Origin of the sequence: Winogradskyella eckloniae (genome assembly GCF_013249045.1) — a bacterium.
Classification (GTDB): Bacteria; Bacteroidota; Bacteroidia; order Flavobacteriales; family Flavobacteriaceae; genus Winogradskyella; species Winogradskyella eckloniae.
On sequence record NZ_JABRWP010000001.1, the window covers coordinates 145,623 to 167,009 of the forward strand.

A 21,387-nucleotide genomic window follows, 5' to 3' on the forward strand; every position below is an offset into this window, starting at 1 on the left:
AGATTAATTTTTGAAAGGACTTTATCGCTTCCCTAAATAGTAATCTTCTTTTGAGCGCATTACCATTTCTTCTTCCTCTGATTTATCCTTATAACCACAATAATGAAGTACACCATGAATGATTACTCGTGCCAATTCATCTTCAAACGGAACATTAAAATCTAAGGCATTTTCCTTCACTCTATCCACTGAAATATAAATTTCACCATGTAATTCTTTTCCTACAGAATAATCAAAGCTAATAATGTCCGTTAAGGTATCATGATTTAGAAAATCGACATTTAATTTATGCAAATAATCATCTGAACAAAACACGTAAATGATCTCGCCTTCTTTACAATGTTCTTCTTGAATGGTATTTGAAATCCAGTTCGTAAAATACGCTTCGTTATCTAAATTAAAATCGGTTTCGTAGTTAAAACTAATCATTGGCTTTATTAAAATACTCTTGAATTTTCTTCTTAAAATGATCTTGCAAAGGTAAGGCTTGTCGGTTTAAAATCTCAGTAGTATTAAAATATTGCTTCGCTTTTAATATTTGAGAGGCATTATTCTCATCAAATTCTTTTTCATTGGTTTCAGATTTACGCTTGGTATCTTGTCCTTGCATAAAGGTCGCATTCTCCAATTTTAATAATTGATGCTGTACATCCATCATTTTTTGAAGCGTTTGATTTGTGAATCCTGTGTTTAATAAATCCAATTCAATCTCTTCCATTTGCTTTATTAACTGTCCTGCAGATTCAATCTTTCCTTCTTTTGCGAATTTGTCTTCTAAAGCCTGACGCAATAATTGTTGTTTCTGGTAGATTTTATAAAGTTCACCATTCTGCTCTTCACGTCCTCCTTCTCCATAACCATCGTTCTTTTCGCCTTCACCTTCACCATTACCATCACCTCCATTTTTGCCATTCTTTCCATTCCCTTCACCATTCTCACCTTCTCCTTTTCCTTCTTTACCACCTTTACCATCTTTTCCGTTCTTTCCTACTTTTTGGCCATTTTGGTTGCCTTCGCCTTGCTGTTTTCCATTTTGTCCAGATTTACCTCCTTCGCCAGATTTACCTTGTCCTTCTCCACGCTTTCCGTTCTCTCCACTTTTACCTTCTTTGCCTTCCTTACCAGATTTCCCTTTTTCTCCAGGCTTCTTCCCTTCACCTTCTTTACCATCCTTGCCATCATTACCAGGTTGCTCTCCTTCTTTTCCCTTATCACCTTCTTGTCCTTCTTCTCCTTCTTTCCCTTTCTCTCCTTTTTTGAGCTCTTCTTCCATTTTTTTGTTAAGCTCTTCTTGACTCATTATAATATCGTCTAATTGTGAGTCTCCATCACCATCGCCTTGAGCAGGACTCATTTCCATCTCCATATTATCTAAAACGTCACTTAAAAAGCTAGCCAATTCATTTGTAGATGTTACTGCGTATTGCTGTGCTCCAACACCTTGATATAATCTGTTTTCAGACAACTGTTCTAATGCCTTATCAATATTGAAATACACCTCTGTAATCTGTGAGTTTACTTTCTCGGAAATCTTAGGTTGCCTTAAAGACAAGGCGAACAAACTATCGTCTATATGCTCAAAATGTTCTCTTAAGTTACTTTGCTCAATAATGTACTTCCCGTAATTATTATTATCAATACCAATGCTCTCAAAAGTTACCATAAGTTCTTCTTGGTCAAACGAATACAATAACAAATTCTCTAATATCTGACGCAACGCATCGATATCTTCAGACATTTGCTCGCCTCCACCACCACCTCCAGCTTTCATTTTCATCATCTCACTCATTTGTTTCATTTTCTGAGCGGCCTTCTTTTGCTGTTTTTGGGCTTTTTGCTTCTGTTCTTGTGCTTCTTTTTCGTCGTCCTTAGACTCAGCGTCTTCTTTCTTTTCTAAGGCGTCTTTAGCTTCCTTTTGGTCGAATTTAATCTCATCTTCTAAAAACTCATCCCTTGCAATTTTCATTGGTTTTTGAAGTTGACGGTCTTCACGTTTTAACTCGTCTAATTCTTCTTGAAGTTTATCAAACGCCTTATTTAATTTATCCTGAGCTTCTTTATTGTTTTCTTTGTCTTCTTCAGATAATTTTTCTTGTGCTTCTGAAAGCTTCTCTAATTCACTAGCCATTTTCTCAGCTTTTTTCATCACATAGAAACGCTTCGTTAATTCTAAAAGCTGTTTCATGCTTCGCTTTTTATTCTTGTTTTGTTTGGCTAATTCTTCAAGTTTTTGAGTGAATTCTTCCTTGTTTATTTTATCCTTTAATTCTTCCAATTCTTTAAGCAATTCTTCATCCTTTTTGAGTTGCTCTTCATTTTCTTTTAAACGTTCTTTTAAATCTTCTTTGAATTGGTCGTCTTTCTTTTCGTCTTTTTGGAATTCCTCTAAATTATCTTGCAATTTTTTGTTGAAATTCTTCATTAACTGTTCCTGATTTTTCTGACGCTTTAAAAAGTCTTCAAACTTTTTCTTATCATTAAAATTCAGGCTTTCTTTTTCCTTTTGGGTTTTAGAAAATTCTTCTAGCTTTTTATCTTGTTCTTGAAGCTTATCGAATGTTTTACTAATATCCTTTATCGTTTCATTCTGCTCATTGAGTTGCTTCTGCTCTTCTTCGTCTTTTGTTAATTTTCGGTAACTGAATGTAGAACTTTTGGTACGTTTATAATTATGAAGTGCATCATTATCAAATACCTCAAAATACAATTGGTAGCTTACACCATCTTCTAACTTGAATTGATTTGGAAACGCACTCACAAATTCGGAAAAATTGGATTTTGAAATATGAATCGGTTCTACCACTTTTTTAGACTCGTCGTCCGTTGGATAATACACCAATTGCAGCTTTGTTAATCCATAATCATCACTTGCTTGTCCATAGAAATATAAGCTCTGTTGGTCTACGGAATCCTTTTGAACCTTAATTTTCATTTCAGGATAAGTATCCTTGATGACATTGATGTTGTAGGCTAAATTTTCATAATCTTTTAAATCATCATTACTGGTTGTGATGCTGTAATTGTAGTTTTTGTAAAGTCGTTTTGAGGCTTCAAAATTTCCGTTGTTAGTAGACTTAAAACTTAAAGTATCTTCAGCATAGATTTGAACACCTGTTGTAGATTTTGTCTTTGCTTTCCACGTGATATTTGTACCTTCAGGAATTACGGCTGAACCTGTACTTTTTAACACCTCATCTTGTTTTTTAGTATGCGATGGATAGTCTAAAACCATCTCAAAATTAACCAGATTTGGTGTGTTGACAACCGTTAATTTATAAGGTTTGGACGTGACATCATTTGCTGATAAGGTAAACTCAACTGCTTCTTTTGGAAGCGTAAAAGTATATTGAAATTCGCCTGCTGCGACTTGTTGCAAGAAGTAAGACTGACCGTTGAATTTGATTTGTGCGATCTCAGGAATTACATTTCCTGCTGTAGACACATTTAACTTAAAATCCTTATTTTCAATAGCTTGTAAGTTTTCATTCAATACAAAAAACTGAAAAGGTGCTGGTGGTTCGTATGCTGTTTTGTAGTTTACAACGCGCTCATAACTGTCGCTAAACCAGTTTATCTTTCCTGTTAAAAAGGATAATAAAAGAATTGCGATTGGAATGGCTGCGTACTTTAAATATTTAGTATTCGATTTAAAATTAATCGCAGATTTAAAAGGAATGGGTTGTAACTCTTGAGACTTCTGCTCTATACTTGCTAAAAGTAAATCGGATTGTGTTCCGCTTTCGTTGAGTTGTAAAACGTTTAATAATTTATCGTTGACCTCTGGAAAATGGTTGCCTATGAGTTTAGAAGCCGTTTCGTAATTAATGCCTTGTCGTAATTTGAATAAATGTGCTAATGGAATGGCAATGAATTTTACGAATAAGGCTAATTCTACAGCAACAAAAACCCAAAACAAAATGGTTCTTGCTGTTGGGTTTAGCCACAGAACGTATTCTATGAAAATTGTGATGATAAGGTATAGTAAACCAATAGCGAAGAAAAGTATGGCGCCTTTTAGAAGTTCATTGGTGTAGTACCTTTTTATGAACTGTTCTAGTTTTTGTTTTATGTTTTGGAAATTGGTCAATTTTTATTCTTCTTTTTAATATTTGGGATACCCTTTTTCTCTTTTCATTTTACTCATCTGTTTCCATTGTTTATAGATGAATTCGTGATGTGCTTCGCAGTTGTCTTAATACAAAACGAACCAAAAATTACTCACTTTTCTATTTTATTAAATAGGATTCCGTGAACCTTCGATTTCAAAACGATTTGTAAGGAAATTACTCATCAACATTTAATGTTTTAATTCGGTTTTCGTGAATGCTTCACATTTGCAAGCACATTTCGCTAATGCATTGACAATTGTTTTACTTTTAAAGAAATTTTAATCCAATAAAAATTCAATGTTTCGTTGCCAATTATTGCGTTTTCAATTTTCTAAAAACCGCCAACCAACAACTCCTCACTAATATCAACTGACTAAACTACGATTTTATTTTAAATGTAATTTCGGTAAAATTTATAAGATTCTGTTAATATGTGCTGTTTTTGGTGTTAATTTTGGCTGAAAAGAACATTTTTTGGTGCTTATTGCATTGTAACCAATGTTTAGTTTATCTATTCTTTAATTTAAATAAAACTTCACACTTCGTTCTTCCAACTTAAAATCTATAATTTTATCTTTGCGCGAGATTCTGAAATAAATTCAGAATACCAAACAATTTCTATTTTCCGTTATGTCTAAAAAAGTACGTGTGCGTTTTGCACCTAGTCCAACAGGACCTTTACATATTGGTGGTGTAAGAACTGCTTTATTCAACTATTTATTTGCCAAAAAACATGATGGCGATTTTGTATTAAGAATTGAAGATACAGACCAAAATCGTTATGTGGAAGGTGCTGAGGATTATATTGTTAAATCATTAGGTTGGTGTGGAATTTCCTTTGATGAAGGTCCGAATAAAAACGAAAAATTTGGTCCTTACAGACAAAGTGAACGTAAAGATTTATACAAGCAATATGCCGATGAATTAATCGCCAATGGAAAAGCCTATTATGCTTTTGATACTGCTGAACAATTAGATGCTGAACGAAAAGCTCATGAAGCGGAAGGCAAAACTTTTATCTATAATTGGCATAATCGAGAAAAAGGCCGTTTGGTTAATTCTTTAGTGCTGCCTGAAGACGAAACAAAAGCTAAGATTGAAGCAGGTGATCATTATGTGATTCGTTTTAAATCGCCTCAAGATGAAACGCTGCATTTAACTGATATTATTCGTGGAAATATTAAGATTGATACGAATGTTTTAGACGATAAAATATTGTTTAAAAGTGATGGTATGCCAACCTATCATTTAGCGAATATTGTGGACGACCATTTAATGGAAATTACACATGTAATTCGTGGCGAAGAATGGTTACCATCTTTAGCATTACATCAATTATTATATGATGCTTTTGGTTGGGAAGCGCCTGAATTTGCGCATTTACCATTGATTTTAAAACCAACAGGAAAAGGAAAATTAAGTAAACGTGATGGTGATAAAATGGGATTCCCAGTATTTCCATTAGAGTATACAGCACCAGACGGAACGGTTTCTAGAGGCTATAAAGAAGACGGTTATTTCCCAGAAGCGGTTGTCAATTTCTTAGCCTTTTTAGGATGGAATCCTGGTACAGAACAAGAAATTTTTAGCTTAGACCAATTGATTGCAGATTTTGATTTAGCTAGAGTCAATAAAGCTGGTGCACGTTTTGATCCGGATAAAACCAAGTGGTTTAATCATCAATACATGCAACAACAGTTAGATTTAGATTTGGCTGAGCAGTTTAAAGCGTCTAAAGCAGAATTAGCAGACATTGATGTTAATTACATTGCCTTATGTGTTGGCTTAATAAAAGAACGCGCAACGTTTGTTTCTGATTTTTGGGATTTGAGTCATTTCTTTTTTACAGCGCCAACAGCTTATGATGAAAAAGCGTCTAAAAAAGCACTAAAAGATGGTACAGCAGATATTATGACTAAGGTTATAGAATTGGTTAATGCTACTGAAGATTTTACGGTTGAAAACCTTCAAACTAACATTAAAGGTTGGATTACTGATAACGAAATTGGATTTGGTAAAGTAATGATGCCTTTACGATTAGCTTTAGTTGGTGCTTTACAAGGGCCAGATGTTTTTGATATTATGTTTATGATTGGTAAAGCTGAAACTGTAAAACGTATTGAGCATTTGATTAAACATATTTAATATAACTAAGACCTCTCAGGTATTAAAATCCTGACAGGTCTAAAATTTCAAAAACATGAAGTCTTATTTTTTTATTCTAATATGTATTTTAGGTATAACTACCGCTTGTAAAAGTGAAAAAAAATCTGACTTATCAACGCCTAAAATAGAATTAGCCTTAAACGGCAAACGCGTACTAATTTTAGGAAATAGCATTACTCAAAACGGTCGCTATGTAGATTTTTTAGAATATTATATTAGAAAACAATATCCTAAAAATCAGTTAGATATAATTAGTATTGGCTTGTCTGGTGAAACCATCTCAGGAACTACTGAAGAAGGACGTGAATTTCCAAGACCAAATGTTAGACATCGTCTAGACAAGGCTCTAAATGAAATAAAACCAGACGTTGTCATTGCTTGTTATGGCATGAATGATGGTAATTACTCGCCATTAGATAGTCTTCGATTTGACGCCTATAAAAATGGCATTTTAGAATTGAAAACAAAGACTACAGCTATTAATGCAGAATTGATACTGATGACACCAACCATTTTTGATCCAAATCCTATTAAAGATCGTTTATCAAAAGAAGGTGACACTTATGAATATTGGCATCCTTATTTTAAATATAATGATGTTTTAGAAGCCTATTCTAATTGGTTATTAAGTATTGAAACCGAAGCGCTAAAAGTGGTCGATTTACATCATCATCTCGATTCTAAGTTAACAGCAATGCAAAGCATAAAATCAGATTCAACATTTATACCAGATGGTGTACATCCTAATACGATTGGGCATTTTTATATGGCTCAGAAAATATTGAAGGATTTATATCCCGAAATTTCTATTGAAAATCCTATGACTGAAATTGATCGTTTAGAAGCCGATTCGCTTTATAATTTGGTTCTTAGACGACGTGAATTACGCTCAGATGGTTGGCGCTATTACATTGGTTATACTTCAAAAGAGAAACTATATAAGACAGATAGTATATTGCCTATTGAAATGGAAGTTGAAAAACTAGATTTAGCTATTGAAACACTATTAAACTAGTAACAGTCTTCTTGTTTAAATAATAAAAAGGTTTCTCAATCTGTCTAAATGCAAGCCTATAAAGTAATGTTTAAGGTTAATGCCAGCAGAGATTGATTTCCTTTAAATTTTTCGTTGCTAGAAATATTGAAGTCTTTATCATTTAATTTACCCAACATATTGGTAAATCCATACATGTATTGTGCTCTAATAAACAAACGTCTAACACCTAAGGTTAAACCTACGGTTCCATTGGCATTAAAATTTGAAATTTCTCTAATATCTTCTGTAAACAAATTGTTATAACCCGTTAAAATATAGCCTTCCTTAGATTCGTCCTTTAGTTCTAATTCACTGTTATACTGAAGCATTGGTCCAACATCTAAGGTTAAATTATTACTTATTAATTTCACATGAAGTAAAAACGAAATATCTGCAGTAAACATTTTATACTCTACAAATTCATTGGTTAATAGTCCAACTTTAGAAGCGTTAATATCAATGTGGTTTTGCGATAATTGCATATTATAACTCACATTATACCATTTATTTGGTAAGTCTACAGAAGCAGACATGCCACCTATATAACCTGTATTAGCTTTGGTTTCAAAATTATCGGTTAAAATATCAAATTGGGTCACGCCACCTTGAAGACCAATACCGTTTTTTATTTTATAATTTTTGCGTTGTGCGTAACTAAGTGTAACAAAAGCAACACAAATGACGACTGATAGTATAGATTTTAAATTTTTCATGCTAATTAAAAAGCTGATATAAACAAACGTAAGTAAAAATAATTTAATATTACTTACTTTTAAAGTCTCGTATTCTTTAACTTTAAAAAAACGTGTTATGGGTCAATTTATTTTCGTTCCAATTATATTTATTGGACTTGTAGTTTTAATTTCTTCGTTCTTTGTGGTAAAACAACAAACAGCCGCAATCATTGAACGCTTTGGTAAATTTCAAAGCATTAGACATTCTGGATTGCAATTAAAAATTCCTTTGGTAGACAGAATCGCAGGAAAACTGAGTTTAAAAATTCAACAATTAGATGTAATCATTGAAACAAAAACATTAGATGATGTATTTGTTCGTCTTAAAGTTTCTGTACAATATAAGGTTATAAAAGATAAGGTTTTTGAGGCATTTTATAAATTAGATTATCCTCATGATCAAATAACTTCGTATGTTTTTGATGTGGTACGTGCAGAAGTGCCAAAAATGAAATTAGATGACGTCTTTGTTCGTAAGGATGATATTGCTATTGCAGTAAAATCTGAATTAAATGATGCCATGATGGAATATGGTTATGATATCATCAAAACCTTAGTTACTGATATTGATCCAGATGCACAAGTAAAAGCAGCAATGAACAGAATTAATGCAGCAGATAGAGAAAAAACAGCTGCACAATTTGAAGGTGATGCAGCAAGAATCTTAATTGTTGAAAAAGCAAAAGCTGAAGCAGAAAGTAAGCGTTTACAAGGTCAAGGTATTGCAGATCAGCGTAGAGAAATTGCACGTGGTTTAGAGGAATCTGTAGAAGTATTAAATAAAGTTGGGATTAACTCACAAGAAGCCTCTGCTTTAATCGTTGTAACACAACACTATGATACACTTCAATCTATAGGACAAGAAACTAATAGTAACTTAATATTATTACCTAATTCACCACAAGCTGGTAGCCAAATGCTAAATGATATGGTGGCTAGTTTTACAGCGAGTAATCAAATAGGTGAAGCAATGAAAGCCGCAAAAAACAAAAAAAAGAATGATGAATAAATTAAAAAAAATAGTTCTGTTAGCTTTTATAACTGTAAGTACAATTGCATTTTCTCAAACTAAAGAAAGCGCATTAAACGATGCTACAGCTACTGTAAAAGCTAATTTAAATATGGATTTTGAAACTGTAGTAAAGCATACTTTACCTGCTGTACTAGATATGATGGGAGGCAAAGAAGCCGCTTTAAAAGTTTTAAAATCTACTATGGAAAGTGCAAAAGCACAAGGTTTAGTAATTGAAAAAGCAGATGTTATTAGTGTTTCTAAAATTACTAAAGAACAAGGTCAATCGCGATGTATAATGAAAGGTTATACAGAAATGACGATGTCTGGTCAACGTGTAAAATCTACAATTCATTTTGTTGGTATTTACAATGATGTTGATAACTATTGGTGGTTTGTAGAAGCTAAACAATTAAAAAATGAAGTGTTAGCAAATAAGATTGCTCCAAATTTTGAAACAAGTCTTGAAATTCCTGAAGATGATGTTCAGGTAGAGGAACTTTAATTTATAATTTGACACAAATAAAAAACCTCATAATTTATAGTTATGAGGTTTTTTTATATTTAAAATTGACTTAATGCGCTTCTAAGTATTTATCTCTAATCGCTTTTAATTCGTTAAGATAATTTCTTAAATCCGTATCATTTATGCTAGCACTATCTTTTGAACCTTGCGGTAATGTACTTCGTGTTTCATCTAAATGTTTTTGAAGCTCTGGATAATTATCTTCTATTCTCTAGTTACGGTTGAAATTTCAGTTAATATTTTCTGTGATTCTTTCATAATTTATAGTGTTTACCATAAGTTACAAATTAACAGAACCAAACGCTCTCAATAAACTGTTAAATATCAGAAGCTTCTGCCACTAAGATGTCATTTTTATCTTCTTTTGCTTTCTCAATAAATTCCGTAATAGCTTCATTTTTTTCTAAGCCATTTTTAAGCAATTCTTTTAACGCAATTAAAACAACGATACGTGTACCTGCTTTTTTTACTGCAGTGCCAAATAATGGCTCTAAATCATCATAAGATACATCTTTAGCTAACTCTTGTATTTCAGCTTTAGCTTTTAATTGTTTTTCTTCAGTAAATTTAGTGTATTTCTTTCCAAATTGTTGAATAACGCTAATTGCAGAACGCTTTTGTTGCTGAGGATTTGGTTTATTCTGATTTTGATTATTTTGAGGTTTAGGCTTTTGTTTTGCCCAACTATCTCTTAAGCCAACCGTTTTATTAAATACTAATTTTTCTGCTGTAGAATCATCATCTACATTAAAATAACCTAAACGTTGAAACTGAAACTGCTCTCCTACTTTAGCTTCTGCTAAACTTGGTTCTAAATAGCCTGTTTTTACAGTTAAAGAATTAGGGTTTAAGAATTCCATAAAATCTTTGTCACCATGGCTGTCTGGAGCTTCATCATTAAATAAACGATCATATTCTCTTATTTCTGCAGTAATAGCATGTTTTACAGAAACCCAATGTAATGTCCCTTTTACTTTTTTAGAAGTATCCTCATCATAGGTACACTGAATTTCTAATATATCGCCATTTTGGTCTTTTCTAACCTCATTAGCTTTAATGATGTAAGCATTTTTTAGTCTTACTTCACCTCCTAATTTTAATCTAAAAAATTTACTACCAGCTTCTTCTTTAAAATCTTCTCTTTCTATATAGATTTCTCTAGAAAATGGTACTTTTCTAAATCCGGCTGAAGCATCTTCCTGGTTATTTTCCGCTTCTAACCATTCTTCTTTATCTTCAGGATAATTAGTAATGACCACTTTGACTGGATCTAAAACAGCCATAACTCTATTTGCCGTTTTGTTTAAATCTTCACGAATACAGAATTCTAACAACGAAACATCAATGACGTTTTCACGCTTAGCAACACCTACTTTTTCTATGAATTTTCTAATAGAATTTGGTGTATAACCACGACGACGTAATCCAGAAATTGTTGGCATACGTGGATCATCCCAACCAGAGACCACACCCTCTTCTACTAAACGTAATAATTTACGCTTACTCATAATGGTGTAACTTAAATTTAGCCTTGCAAATTCGCGCTGCTTTGGTGGTAATGGATAGTTTTCCTTACTATATTCATAAACATTATCCTTAAACCAATCGTAAAGTTTTCTGTGAGGTTTAAACTCTAGAGAACATAATGAATGCGAAATTTGTTCTAGATAATCACTTTCGCCATGCGTCCAATCGTACATTGGGTAAATACACCAATCGTTACCTGTTCTATGATGATGCGCATACATAATACGATACATAATAGGATCTCGCATTAACATATTTGGATCTTCCATGTCTATTTTAGCACGTAAAACATGTGTACCAGCAGTGAATTTTCCGGCTTTCATACCTTCAAATAATTCTAAATTTTCTTCAACACTACGCTCTCTAAAAGGGCTGTTTGTACCAACTTGTGTTGGTGTTCCTTTTTGTTCTGCCATTGCTTCAGAAGACTGAGAATCTACATAAGCTTTGCCATCTTTTATCATTAAAATAGCCCAATCGTATAGCTTCTGAAAATAATCTGATGAGTACAATTCATTTTCCCACTTATAACCTAACCAAGCTATATCACGTTTTATAGCATCTACATATTCTTGCTCTTCTTTTGCAGGATTGGTATCATCGAACCTTAAATTAACAGGTGCATTGTACTTCTCTCCTAGCCCAAAACTAATACCAATAGCTTTGGTATGACCAATGTGTAAATACCCATTTGGCTCTGGTGGAAAACGAAAACGAAGTTTATCTTTTGCTAAACCATTAGCTAAATCTTCTTCTATAATATGCTCAATAAAATTGAGTGATTTTGTTTCTTCTGACATGTTTAAGGTATTAGCTGTTAACTATTTGTTGTTAGGGAAAACATCTATACCTAACTCCAATTATCAACATCATTATTCCAGTTGGTAAAATTAAGCAAAATGTAACATTTATTTATCTTTTTAGACTGATAGTATGAATCAAAATCTATAGAAAATAATGAATTATATCTGCCCAAAATGTGATAATACCACTTATGAGGTTAGCGAAATGAGAGCCACTGGTGGACGATGGTCTAAAATATTTGACATTCAGAATAAAAAATTTAGCTCAGTAACTTGTAAAAAGTGTAGTTATACAGAATTTTATAAAGCGAAAACTAGCGCATTGAGTAATGTGTTTGATTTGTTTACGAATTAAAATAGAACAAAGACCGCTTCGCTTTTAGAAACAATAATCAAGACTTTTGCTGAGAACATCTCTTCATCTACGTACAGTGACTAAAATTCATCAAGAAATATTACTTTTGAATCATGGGAATAATAAAAGTTGAAAACATACGCGTATTTGCTAATCATGGTTGTTTAAAAGAAGAAACAGCTATTGGTAGTGATTATAGAGTTGATATTGAAGTTAAAGCTGATTTAAAAAAATCTTCAAAAACCGACGAGTTAGATGATACTGTAGACTACGTTTTTTTAAATAAAGTAGTACGTGAAGAAATGGCTAAACCATCTAAGCTGTTAGAAACAGTTGCGCAACGTATTTTAGATCGTGTTTTTAAAGATTCTTCAATAATTACAAAAGCCACAGTAGCCGTTAGTAAAATAAATCCTCCAATTGGTGGTGATGTTGAGATGGTTACCATAAAAATGAATCAGAAGCGAAAAAAGTAATCCTATTTAGTGAATAACGCATATAATTTTTATATTTGCGCTCGCAATAAGGTGTCGTGGCCGAGTGGCTAGGCAGTGGTCTGCAACACCATCTACAGCGGTTCGAATCCGCTCGACACCTCAAAAAAGAGATACTTTTCAGTATCTCTTTTTTTATTTTCAGTGTTTCATTAAGTTATAAAAACACTTTTCTATTTCGTTTTTTCTTCCTCTAACACGTCTATAAATAATTTCATTTCATCCACTTATTAACGCGGTATTAGCTATATAATACTATAACAGTTTCACGGAAAACAGGGTAATTATCGGTTACAATCTCAAGTAATTTTGAACCATCGAAATGCATATGAATAAACCCTTGTTAAATACCATGAATTCGGATAACATTACATTAATAAGTCCACAAAAAATTTTAGAAAAGATTATTGTTTACAACAAATCGTTAGAAATAAAGACTCAAAAAATTTCTGCGAATATTCACTTTTCTAATGGCACAATTAAAGAAGGAATTCCTATTGCTATTAATGAAACAGAAAAGGTAGTATTACTTCATTGTAAAGCATCTATAATCTACATCAACGTTGCCTTATTAGATCATGTAGAACTTAATTTGTCAACGCATGTTATTGAGTTTCTTACAGATGACAACTATGTTGATCTCAGCAACACTAATATATCTACTTCATTAGAACTAAAACGCTTATTTAAACAGGAGAAAGATAACATAGAAACGTTATTTGATTTTGAACTCAACTCAGAAATTATAATCAATGATCTTAAAACTGAACTCGAAAAATATCAATTTGAACTATTTATTAAAGTTCTAAAAGACATATTAAACACTATTTCTAAAGATAAATTGGGTCAACAAGCCCTGAATAATTTGAAACAGTTAGTAATTAAATCTGCAGATAACACAGCTCTTGAGCTAACCAAAACAACCGAAAACATTACCATACACATAAATTTTAAAACCAAATTTAAAACAGATTTTAATACACATTTAAAAGACGCTTTAGAATCTAAATTATAAATCAATAAATATTCACATTATGGGATTAGCAGAAAAACGAGTAGCAAAGGCATTTGAAGCCAATGAATTTGAAAGCATTTTAAAAGACATTAAAAACATCGTTGGAAAAGATATTACAGTCAATGTAGACTGGAAAACCTTATCTACAGATGGCATGAGTCATTTATACAACAAAGCATGGCCTTCGGTTTATTTTGAACCTTTAACCAATGCACTAAAATCTATTTGCCAAGACGACATGGGAAAAGACGCCTTAAACGATGAATTAGAAACCATTATTATTAAAAACGAAGCAGGAAATTCTAGCGCAAATACTTGGGCAAGTTTTGAGAATAAAACCTTAACACTAGATCATAAACCAACAACGAATGTTCATTACGTAGCAGAACGTACAAAATCATTACAAACGTTATTAGAAAATAATCTTTAGTAACAACAATCACTAAATTACAAAGGCTTCTAAACTTATTTAGAAGCCTTTTTTAATCTTGTAACACTAAATTCTAATACCATTATTTGTGTGATCTATCAATTATAAAATAATCGTATATCAACAAAATACTCAAGAGTAAAATACCACTTGTAAACAATAATGCACCATAAGGCCAATGTTGAATTTTAAAAATAATTCCAAAGAATAGCGCAAAAATTGTCATTGCAATTAACAAGAAGTATAAGGTTTTAAAAAACAAATTCTTCCTGTATTTTCTGTTTTTAAAATAACTTATCCCTTCAATAGAAAACCAATAGATAAAGAGAATAACTAAGAGGATTTCAAAAATATATGGTAAATAAATGATATGAAAAGCTTTAACTAAATAACTAAAAACCCAGAGTAATATGAGACTTAACTTTACATAGTCTAACCTAGATTTATCTGCTTTTTTTAAAAAACGAATGCTATATAAAAGACCTATTGAAACGCTACCAATTAACATTAATTGCGCTGCATATGGCCAATGCATAATTTTGAATAAGGCTCCAAAAGTTAAAATAATAACAGTTAATCTTAGAGGAAACGTTAGAATTTTTGAATTCATTTAAACATAGATTTTACTGCATAGGATTTACCTTCTCAATCTGCTCAATACTTTTCTCATAAACTTTAGGAAAAAGTCCTTGAACCAATAGAAAAATTCCGAAAATTAAGATAACTAATGACACTATTTTTTTAGTCTTAAAAATACGTCGTGGTGTTAACTTATTTCGTAATCGTTTTGCAGCCGCTATCTTAACTAAATCTGCTAAAAAGTAAGACACTAACATCGTAGTAATAAAAATGGTTACACCATTATCTGAAGTTGTAATAGATGTACCAATAACAATAAAACCTAACCAACCTAAAAGCACACCAATGTTAATAAAATTGAGTAAAAACCCTTTTATAAAAAGTTTACCGTAATCTTTTTTTGGCAATTCAATTCTATGATGTTCTCTAACTATAGAGCGAAAAGATTTTGATGTTTTAATAAAGCTAATAAGCCCATAAACCACTAATAAAACGCCTCCAAAAACCAAAAGTTTTGGGTCGTCTTTTATTTTATCTAAAAGTGTATCTGTGCTAAAAAATATGACAAAAATAAAAACAATATCTGCGAAAATAACACCAAGATCAAATATAACAGCACTTGTAAAACCCTTAGTAGCACTAGTTTCTAGTAATACAAAAAAAACAGGACCTATGGTAAAGGCTAAGATTATTCCAAAAGGAATGGCTGTTAAGATATCGTCTAACATGTATAAACTGCTGTTTACACAAATGTAAGAAACTAAGCGGAATTTACATACGTTTTATTGATCCTCCTAAAAGTGTATTTTCATTAATAACTTTAGGATCGCCATAGATATAAACATTACCTCCTGCTTTTATTCTAACATCCACAGAATCAGTTGCATTTACACGTGCTTCACCAGCTGCATTTATACTCACCTCAGTATGTTCTGTAACACATTCTTTTCCATTAAAAATACCACCTGTATAAATGGTAATATCTTGATTTTTAGAACTGCCTGTTACATTTATTTCTCCACCAGTTACAGCTCTTATATTAGCATAAGTTGTAGCTATATCTACAGTAATACCTGCACCTTCTTGTGCTTTTAAATCTATTTCAAATTGTTTAATAGGATCTTTAACCACTATAAACGCACCTTCATTTGCATCTATAACATCTACTGATGTATAATACAAAGTAACCACTGTATCATTACCATCGTAACTTTCTTCAAGATTCATACGTATTTTTAATTTTCCGTTGTTATTAACAACTTCTACGTCTTCTTTATTTTTTCCAGAAATAAGAACTTTGTTTTCATCTGACTGAATCATTTTTACCTGAATTAAATCAAACACCTTAACTGTAGAAAACTCACCTATGGTTTTCTCTATAGAATCTTGAGCATTCACTGTAAAACCAATTATACATAAGAATACAAAAACTAAATTTTTCATGTTTATATATTTTATTTTAAGACTATTACCTTATTACTAAATAGCCATTTTAATTGAATTTCATCACCAGAACGTTTCTTAACTATGCGTCTTTGAGGTGATAATAGAACGGTTAATACAGCAGAAATTGCTGTTAATGCATAGCGATTAATATCACTATATAAAAATTGAATTCCAAACCTTATAACTACGTAAGTTACTAAGAAGATTAAGAAAATATAGATACTAGCTTTTGTAGATGTTTTCATAATTAAACGGCCACTTTTACTGCTGTTCCTGTTACGGAAACCATAGCATAATTATGCGTTGTAAGTTCTATTTCAACTTTAATACCAACGACAGCATTTGCATTTAATTTTGTTGCATTATTTTGTAACGTTTGAAACGCTTCTTCTTTTACATCTTCTATACTATTCTGTATTTTAGTATAGTATTTAGACATGCTAAAACCCATTGATAAAGCCTCTTTATTCATGGCAACACCTGTTACGATACCTAAATAATCTATTATTTTATAGTTTTCTATTGAATTGGTTGTGGTAAGAATCATAATTGTTTTATGGTTTTTATAATCTAAAAATAAATACAAGATGCTGAAATATATTCAGCATTACAAATGTTACTTATTCCGTTTCTGGTTTTCCAACCATATAAAAATCTAAATGTTTCTTAGTTAAATCTGTGTTTTTAACTTTTACAATCACTTCATCTCCAAGTTGATATACAATGCCTGCATTTTTGCCAACCATAGCATATTGATCTTGGTCAAATTGGTAGTGATCATCTTTCATATCTCTAACACTTACCATGCCTTCACATTTATTAGAAATAATTTCTACATAAATTCCCCAATCTGTTACACCAGAAATTACACCAACAAATTCTTCATCTTGATGATCTTGCATAAAACGAATTTGCATGTACTTAATAGAATCACGTTCTGCTTTTGTAGCCAAATATTCCATATTACTAGAATGTTTACATTTCTCTTCGTAAACCTCTTCATTCGCTGACTTTTCGCCATCTAAATAACGTTGTAATAAACGATGTGCCATTACATCTGGATAACGACGAATTGGCGATGTAAAGTGGCTGTAATACTCAAAAGATAAACCGTAATGTCCAATATTGTGCGTGGTATATTCTGCTTTAGACATGGTTCGTATCGTTAATGTATCTACTAAATTCTGTTCTTTTTTACCAACAACATCTTTAAGTAAATTATTTAATGACGACGCAATACTGCCTTTATCTCTAAAGTTTATTTTATGTCCAAAACGTGCTACAACGGTTTGCAATTGGGCTAATTTAGCTTCGTCTGGCTCGTCGTGAACACGATATACAAATGTTTTTTTCTGTTTACCAATAAATTCAGATACCTTTCTGTTGGCTAACAACATAAACTCTTCTATTAATTTATTAGCATCCTTACTAGTTTTAAAGAACACACCAACTGGGTTTGCTTCTTCGTCTAAATTAAATTTTACTTCAACCTTATCAAAAGAAATAGCACCATCTCGCATACGAGCTCCTCGCATTTTACGTGCTAATTCATTCATTTTTAGTACTGCAAAAGCAATATCATTAGACGTTTTATATGCTTTTCCGGTTAATGAAACTTCGGTAGGAATTGTAGTATCAATTTCTGAAATTGCAGCTTTAGTCGGCATTCCAGGATTATTTTCAATAATAGCTTGTGCTTCTTCATAAGCAAAACGCGCATCAGAATAGGTTACAGTTCTACCAAACCATTCGTTTTTAATTTCGCATTTATCATTCATTTGAAACACAGCTGAAAAGGTATATTTTTCTTCGTGAGGACGTAAAGAACATGCACCATTAGATAGAATTTCTGGTAACATTGGTACTACACGATCTACTAAATAAATTGAGGTGGCACGCTCGTAAGCTTCGTCATCTAAAACGGTTCCTGGTTGTAAATAATGCGATACGTCTGCGATATGTATTCCGATTTCGTATAAACCATTTTCTAAAACTGTAAACGATAAGGCATCATCAAAATCTTTAGCATCTTTTGGATCTATAGTAAAGGTTAAATCTTTACGCATATCGCGTCGCTTCGCAATTTCTTCAGGTTTAATTTCTAGATCGATATTGTTTGCATAAGCTTCCACTTCATGAGGAAATTCACTTGGTAAACCATATTCTGCTAAAATAGCATGGATCTCTGTACTATGTTCTCCAGGTTTTCCTAAAACTTTTAGCACTTTACCGTTTGGTGAATCTGCTTTAGATGGCCAATCTTCTAAAGAAACGAGTACTTTATCGCCATCCTCAGCTTTGTTTATTTTATTGATAGGTACAAAAATATCTGTGTACATTTTGTTACTATCTGGTACTACAAAGGCAAAATTCTTTTTCTCATGAATTTGAATAGTACCAACATATTCCGTTTTTGCACGCTTAATAATATTGGTAATTTCCCCTTCTTGTTTGCCTCTATGTTTTCTTTTATAGGCGTAAAATTCTACTTCGTCACCATTTAAAGCTTTATTGATATTGTTTGAAGCTATAAATATATCTTCTTCAAACTCATCACTAATAATATAGCCATTTCCTTTAGACGCTAAATCTAAAATACCTGTATGATATTCTGTATTTACTATAGCTTTAAACTTTCCTCGATCTACTTCTTCAATCTCTTGTTTAGCTTTAAGCTGATGTAGTTTCTTTATAATTTGATTGCGACTACTAGCATCATTAACACCAAGTATAGCTGCAATTTGTTTATAATTAAAAGTTTTGTTTCTGTCTTTTTTTAAAATACCCAGAATAGTATTTGTAAGATTTGAAATCCCTTTTTTAGACTTCTTTTTTTTCTTTTTTGTCATTTAATTTGTAATCATATTCATTTCCTATAAGTGATAGGAATTCTAAATTTAAAACTTAATCAAGGCGAAGAGAGGTTATTAAGTTTGGTACAAAGTTACGTTTTAATTTTTTAATGATGTTTAGGTAGTGTTAAATTAATAAAAATTGATGTTATCAACATATATATACATATTATCATTTTTCTTTTAAAATTTAAAAAATAAAATAATGGTTATTATAGATTGTTAATAGCTAGTATAACTTTTTTAAGTTTTATTTTGAGAAGTGACTTATTAGAATTACTTAATACTTAGTTAACATTAAGTTTACATATAACTACTTCATTTTAAAGCTAATTTTAAAAGCTATTAACAGTTGTTAATAACAGATGTTAATAGAAATGACTCATATGTTTATTTCAAAATCTTGTTCATTTCACTACAAATGATGTTTAATAACTCACTTTAAAAAAACAACTAACTAATTTGCATATCTGAAACGTAATTTGGTTTGAAAAAATAAGTGGATAAACCTAATTTTAATTTTAAAGAGTTGTGAACAGTTATTAACAAGTTATTGGTGATGTTATCAGAACATTTAATTCTTGTAAGAATTAACTACAAAAGACAAATAAAGCCGATTTTATGCTTTTTTATACAATTATTATCGATAAATAACTGATTAATAATAAAATAAAAAAACTTAATATATAATTGTACTCCCTAAATAATCTATTATTAAAAAGTAACTAAAATTATGAAAACAAAACTACTTTATACACCATTATTATTTGGTGTGCTTTTTTTAAACTTTTCTTTTTCTCAACAAACCTTTGTACCAGACGATGTTTTTGAACAGTATTTAATTGATGAAGGCTATGATACCGTTTTAGATGATTATGTATTAACCAGTAATATTAATACTGTAACGACTATAGATTTAGGAGCAAAAGGTGTTAGTGATTTAACAGGACTACAAAATTTTACGGATTTAACAACCTTAGATGTTTCTGAAAATGCACTATTAAATAGTATAGATATTAGTAATAATTTAGCATTAGTTAATCTAAATGCTTGGAATACATCTATCTCAAATTTAAACCTTGTTAACAATACAGCTTTAATGTATTTAAATATCTATAATACTTCTATTAGTAATTTAGATGTGAGCAATAATACATCTTTAGACTATATAAGTGTAGCAAATACAAACATTGTAAATATAGATCTTAGTAATAATACAATATTGAATTATTTAAATGTATCTGATTCTAATCTTAATAACTTAGATGTTTCTACAAATTCTGTTTTAAATATTTTAATTGCTAATAACATGCCTAATTTACAATGTATTACTGTTATGGATGAAGCTGCTGCAAATGCTGGTACAGATATATATGAAGATTGGGTAAAAGATGCAAGTATTGGTTATAGTGAAAGTTGTACATTAAGTGATTCAGAATTTGAATCATCTAACTTATATGTAGGACCAAACCCAATCAAAAATCAATTACATATTGAATTATATAATTCAAGTATTTTAAAAGATATTGTTCTATTTGATATTACAGGTAAACAAATATTAAAAACTACAAATACACAAATTATTACAAGTCAACTACAATCCGGAATTTATTTAATTAGGATTTCAACAAACAACGGAATCATAACTAAAAAATTAATTAAAGATTAAAAGTTAACATTATAGTATTAAAAAAAGCTTGAGATAATTCTCAAGCTTTTTTTTATGTTTTAATTAAACTTTGATTAGAATTAAGCCCTTTTTCAGTATCTATACTTTTTAAAAAATTAGCTCTAAAGAACTTATAAATCAAAAGCGATAAGCCTTTTTTATTTGTAACTTTGTGTTAATAATATATTTCAATTATCATGACAATTTCAATAGGTAACGATCACGCAGGACCAGATTATAAATTTGCCATTGTTAAACATTTAGAAGCACAAGGTTTTACAGTTAATAATTACGGAACCGATACTTTAGATAGTGTTGATTATCCAGATTTTGTACATCCTGTTGCTAAAGATGTAGAAGTAAAAAAGGTAGATTTTGGTATTTTAGTTTGCGGTAGTGCAAATGGTGTAGCTATGACCGCAAATAAATATCAACATGTAAGAGCTGGTGTTTGTTGGACTAATGAAATTACAGAACTAACGCGTTTACATAACAATGCTAATGTACTTTGTATACCTGCGCGTTTTACATCTATTCCTCAGGCTATAAAAATGGTAGATACGTTTTTAAATACTGAATTTGAAGGAGGTCGTCATCAAAATAGAGTAGATAAAATTCCTATGTCATGCTAAAC

General features: G+C 31.1%; 20 protein-coding genes and 1 tRNA gene. 11 read left to right on the top strand and 10 right to left on the bottom strand.

What is annotated here, in order from left to right:
* Positions 1–21: 21 nt before the first annotated feature.
* Both ybeY and HNV08_RS00710 read right to left on the bottom strand, forming a co-directional pair.
* The gene (gene ybeY / locus HNV08_RS00705) at positions 22–429 is read right to left on the bottom strand and encodes an rRNA maturation RNase YbeY (protein ID WP_173279195.1); all 408 of its coding nucleotides are present in this window, start codon (positions 427–429) and stop codon (positions 22–24) included.
* Positions 422–4,087 (bottom strand): DUF4175 family protein, encoded by a 3,666-nt coding sequence (locus HNV08_RS00710; protein ID WP_173279196.1) that lies wholly within the window; start codon positions 4,085–4,087, stop codon positions 422–424. Before HNV08_RS00710 ends, ybeY begins: the two co-directional genes overlap by 8 nt.
* A gap of 652 nt (positions 4,088–4,739) precedes the next feature.
* Between HNV08_RS00710 and gltX the strand changes: the two genes are divergently transcribed.
* Both gltX and HNV08_RS00720 read left to right on the top strand, forming a co-directional pair.
* Positions 4,740–6,254: a glutamate--tRNA ligase gene (gltX, locus tag HNV08_RS00715; RefSeq protein ID WP_173279197.1), complete on the top strand. Its 1,515-nt coding sequence runs from the start codon at positions 4,740–4,742 to the stop codon at positions 6,252–6,254.
* A gap of 55 nt (positions 6,255–6,309) precedes the next feature.
* Entirely contained in the window at positions 6,310–7,290 is a 981-nt protein-coding gene (locus tag HNV08_RS00720; protein ID WP_173279198.1) for an SGNH/GDSL hydrolase family protein, read from the top strand.
* Positions 7,291–7,346: 56 nt separating this feature from the next.
* Here the strand turns inward: HNV08_RS00720 and HNV08_RS00725 are convergent, their stop codons facing one another.
* Positions 7,347–8,024 carry a hypothetical protein gene (locus HNV08_RS00725; protein WP_173279199.1) on the bottom strand — a complete coding sequence of 226 codons (678 nt, stop codon included), beginning with the start codon at positions 8,022–8,024 and terminating at the stop codon, positions 7,347–7,349.
* Positions 8,025–8,121: 97 nt separating this feature from the next.
* Here HNV08_RS00725 and HNV08_RS00730 point away from each other — a divergent pair, with 97 nt between their 5' ends.
* Together HNV08_RS00730 and HNV08_RS00735 are read left to right on the top strand one after the other, a co-directional pair.
* Positions 8,122–9,054 carry an SPFH domain-containing protein gene (locus HNV08_RS00730; RefSeq protein ID WP_173279200.1) on the top strand — a complete coding sequence of 311 codons (933 nt, stop codon included), beginning with the start codon at positions 8,122–8,124 and terminating at the stop codon, positions 9,052–9,054.
* Positions 9,044–9,562 carry a hypothetical protein gene (locus tag HNV08_RS00735; protein ID WP_173279201.1) on the top strand — a complete coding sequence of 173 codons (519 nt, stop codon included), beginning with the start codon at positions 9,044–9,046 and terminating at the stop codon, positions 9,560–9,562. Before HNV08_RS00730 ends, HNV08_RS00735 begins: the two co-directional genes overlap by 11 nt.
* Before the next feature lie 338 nt (positions 9,563–9,900).
* Here the strand turns inward: HNV08_RS00735 and HNV08_RS00740 are convergent, their stop codons facing one another.
* The gene (locus HNV08_RS00740; protein WP_173279202.1) at positions 9,901–11,910 is read right to left on the bottom strand and encodes a glutamine--tRNA ligase/YqeY domain fusion protein; all 2,010 of its coding nucleotides are present in this window, start codon (positions 11,908–11,910) and stop codon (positions 9,901–9,903) included.
* Positions 11,911–12,067: 157 nt separating this feature from the next.
* On the opposite strand from HNV08_RS00740, the gene HNV08_RS00745 reads away from it, so the two are divergent.
* The 5 genes from HNV08_RS00745 (at position 12,068) to HNV08_RS00765 (ending at position 14,207) form a co-directional block, all read left to right on the top strand.
* Positions 12,068–12,268, top strand: a complete 201-nt coding sequence (locus tag HNV08_RS00745; protein WP_173279203.1) for a zinc ribbon domain-containing protein — start codon at positions 12,068–12,070, stop codon at positions 12,266–12,268.
* 113 nt (positions 12,269–12,381) lie between these two features.
* The gene (gene folB / locus HNV08_RS00750) at positions 12,382–12,744 is read left to right on the top strand and encodes a dihydroneopterin aldolase (RefSeq protein WP_173279204.1); all 363 of its coding nucleotides are present in this window, start codon (positions 12,382–12,384) and stop codon (positions 12,742–12,744) included.
* A 50-nt stretch (positions 12,745–12,794) separates the two neighbouring features.
* Positions 12,795–12,865 (top strand) — tRNA-Cys (locus tag HNV08_RS00755).
* Positions 12,866–13,114: 249 nt separating this feature from the next.
* The gene (locus HNV08_RS00760; RefSeq protein WP_173279205.1) at positions 13,115–13,777 is read left to right on the top strand and encodes a hypothetical protein; all 663 of its coding nucleotides are present in this window, start codon (positions 13,115–13,117) and stop codon (positions 13,775–13,777) included.
* Positions 13,778–13,796: 19 nt separating this feature from the next.
* Entirely contained in the window at positions 13,797–14,207 is a 411-nt protein-coding gene (locus tag HNV08_RS00765; RefSeq protein ID WP_173279206.1) for a hypothetical protein, read from the top strand.
* An 82-nt stretch (positions 14,208–14,289) separates the two neighbouring features.
* Here HNV08_RS00765 and HNV08_RS00770 read toward each other — a convergent pair whose 3' ends face one another.
* From HNV08_RS00770 to rnr, 6 genes are all read right to left on the bottom strand, one after another.
* The gene (locus tag HNV08_RS00770) at positions 14,290–14,817 is read right to left on the bottom strand and encodes a hypothetical protein (RefSeq protein ID WP_173279207.1); all 528 of its coding nucleotides are present in this window, start codon (positions 14,815–14,817) and stop codon (positions 14,290–14,292) included.
* 13 nt (positions 14,818–14,830) lie between these two features.
* Complete coding sequence (locus HNV08_RS00775; RefSeq protein WP_173279208.1) at positions 14,831–15,514, bottom strand: LysE family translocator; 684 nt, start codon at positions 15,512–15,514, stop codon at positions 14,831–14,833.
* Positions 15,515–15,557: 43 nt separating this feature from the next.
* Positions 15,558–16,229 carry a head GIN domain-containing protein gene (locus HNV08_RS00780; RefSeq protein ID WP_173279209.1) on the bottom strand — a complete coding sequence of 224 codons (672 nt, stop codon included), beginning with the start codon at positions 16,227–16,229 and terminating at the stop codon, positions 15,558–15,560.
* 11 nt (positions 16,230–16,240) lie between these two features.
* Positions 16,241–16,477 (bottom strand): hypothetical protein, encoded by a 237-nt coding sequence (locus HNV08_RS00785; RefSeq protein WP_173279210.1) that lies wholly within the window; start codon positions 16,475–16,477, stop codon positions 16,241–16,243.
* Positions 16,478–16,479: 2 nt separating this feature from the next.
* The gene (locus tag HNV08_RS00790) at positions 16,480–16,779 is read right to left on the bottom strand and encodes a YbjQ family protein (protein ID WP_173279211.1); all 300 of its coding nucleotides are present in this window, start codon (positions 16,777–16,779) and stop codon (positions 16,480–16,482) included.
* 73 nt (positions 16,780–16,852) lie between these two features.
* Positions 16,853–19,081 carry a ribonuclease R gene (gene rnr, locus HNV08_RS00795; protein WP_173279212.1) on the bottom strand — a complete coding sequence of 743 codons (2,229 nt, stop codon included), beginning with the start codon at positions 19,079–19,081 and terminating at the stop codon, positions 16,853–16,855.
* Between the two features lie 736 nt (positions 19,082–19,817).
* Here rnr and HNV08_RS00800 point away from each other — a divergent pair.
* Both HNV08_RS00800 and rpiB read left to right on the top strand, forming a co-directional pair.
* The gene (locus HNV08_RS00800) at positions 19,818–20,753 is read left to right on the top strand and encodes a T9SS type A sorting domain-containing protein (RefSeq protein WP_173279213.1); all 936 of its coding nucleotides are present in this window, start codon (positions 19,818–19,820) and stop codon (positions 20,751–20,753) included.
* Positions 20,754–20,950: 197 nt separating this feature from the next.
* On the top strand, positions 20,951–21,385 hold the full coding sequence (gene rpiB, locus HNV08_RS00805) for a ribose 5-phosphate isomerase B (protein WP_173279214.1): 435 nt from the start codon (positions 20,951–20,953) through the stop codon (positions 21,383–21,385).
* The last annotated feature ends 2 nt before the right edge of the window (positions 21,386–21,387 follow it).

Bases quoted from the DNA above. Each gene is read 5' to 3' on its own strand.
- ybeY (WP_173279195.1), bottom strand. From the start codon at position 429: ATGATTAGTTTTAACTACGAAACCGATTTTAATTTAGATAACGAAGCG.
- gltX (WP_173279197.1), top strand. From the start codon at position 4,740: ATGTCTAAAAAAGTACGTGTGCGTTTTGCACCTAGTCCAACAGGACCT.
- HNV08_RS00720 (WP_173279198.1), top strand. From the start codon at position 6,310: ATGAAGTCTTATTTTTTTATTCTAATATGTATTTTAGGTATAACTACC.
- HNV08_RS00725 (WP_173279199.1), bottom strand. From the start codon at position 8,024: ATGAAAAATTTAAAATCTATACTATCAGTCGTCATTTGTGTTGCTTTT.
- HNV08_RS00730 (WP_173279200.1), top strand. From the start codon at position 8,122: ATGGGTCAATTTATTTTCGTTCCAATTATATTTATTGGACTTGTAGTT.
- HNV08_RS00735 (WP_173279201.1), top strand. From the start codon at position 9,044: ATGATGAATAAATTAAAAAAAATAGTTCTGTTAGCTTTTATAACTGTA.
- HNV08_RS00740 (WP_173279202.1), bottom strand. From the start codon at position 11,910: ATGTCAGAAGAAACAAAATCACTCAATTTTATTGAGCATATTATAGAA.
- HNV08_RS00745 (WP_173279203.1), top strand. From the start codon at position 12,068: ATGAATTATATCTGCCCAAAATGTGATAATACCACTTATGAGGTTAGC.
- folB (WP_173279204.1), top strand. From the start codon at position 12,382: ATGGGAATAATAAAAGTTGAAAACATACGCGTATTTGCTAATCATGGT.
- HNV08_RS00760 (WP_173279205.1), top strand. From the start codon at position 13,115: ATGAATTCGGATAACATTACATTAATAAGTCCACAAAAAATTTTAGAA.
- HNV08_RS00765 (WP_173279206.1), top strand. From the start codon at position 13,797: ATGGGATTAGCAGAAAAACGAGTAGCAAAGGCATTTGAAGCCAATGAA.
- HNV08_RS00770 (WP_173279207.1), bottom strand. From the start codon at position 14,817: ATGAATTCAAAAATTCTAACGTTTCCTCTAAGATTAACTGTTATTATT.
- HNV08_RS00775 (WP_173279208.1), bottom strand. From the start codon at position 15,514: ATGTTAGACGATATCTTAACAGCCATTCCTTTTGGAATAATCTTAGCC.
- HNV08_RS00780 (WP_173279209.1), bottom strand. From the start codon at position 16,229: ATGAAAAATTTAGTTTTTGTATTCTTATGTATAATTGGTTTTACAGTG.
- HNV08_RS00785 (WP_173279210.1), bottom strand. From the start codon at position 16,477: ATGAAAACATCTACAAAAGCTAGTATCTATATTTTCTTAATCTTCTTA.
- HNV08_RS00790 (WP_173279211.1), bottom strand. From the start codon at position 16,779: ATGATTCTTACCACAACCAATTCAATAGAAAACTATAAAATAATAGAT.
- rnr (WP_173279212.1), bottom strand. From the start codon at position 19,081: ATGACAAAAAAGAAAAAAAAGAAGTCTAAAAAAGGGATTTCAAATCTT.
- HNV08_RS00800 (WP_173279213.1), top strand. From the start codon at position 19,818: ATGAAAACAAAACTACTTTATACACCATTATTATTTGGTGTGCTTTTT.
- rpiB (WP_173279214.1), top strand. From the start codon at position 20,951: ATGACAATTTCAATAGGTAACGATCACGCAGGACCAGATTATAAATTT.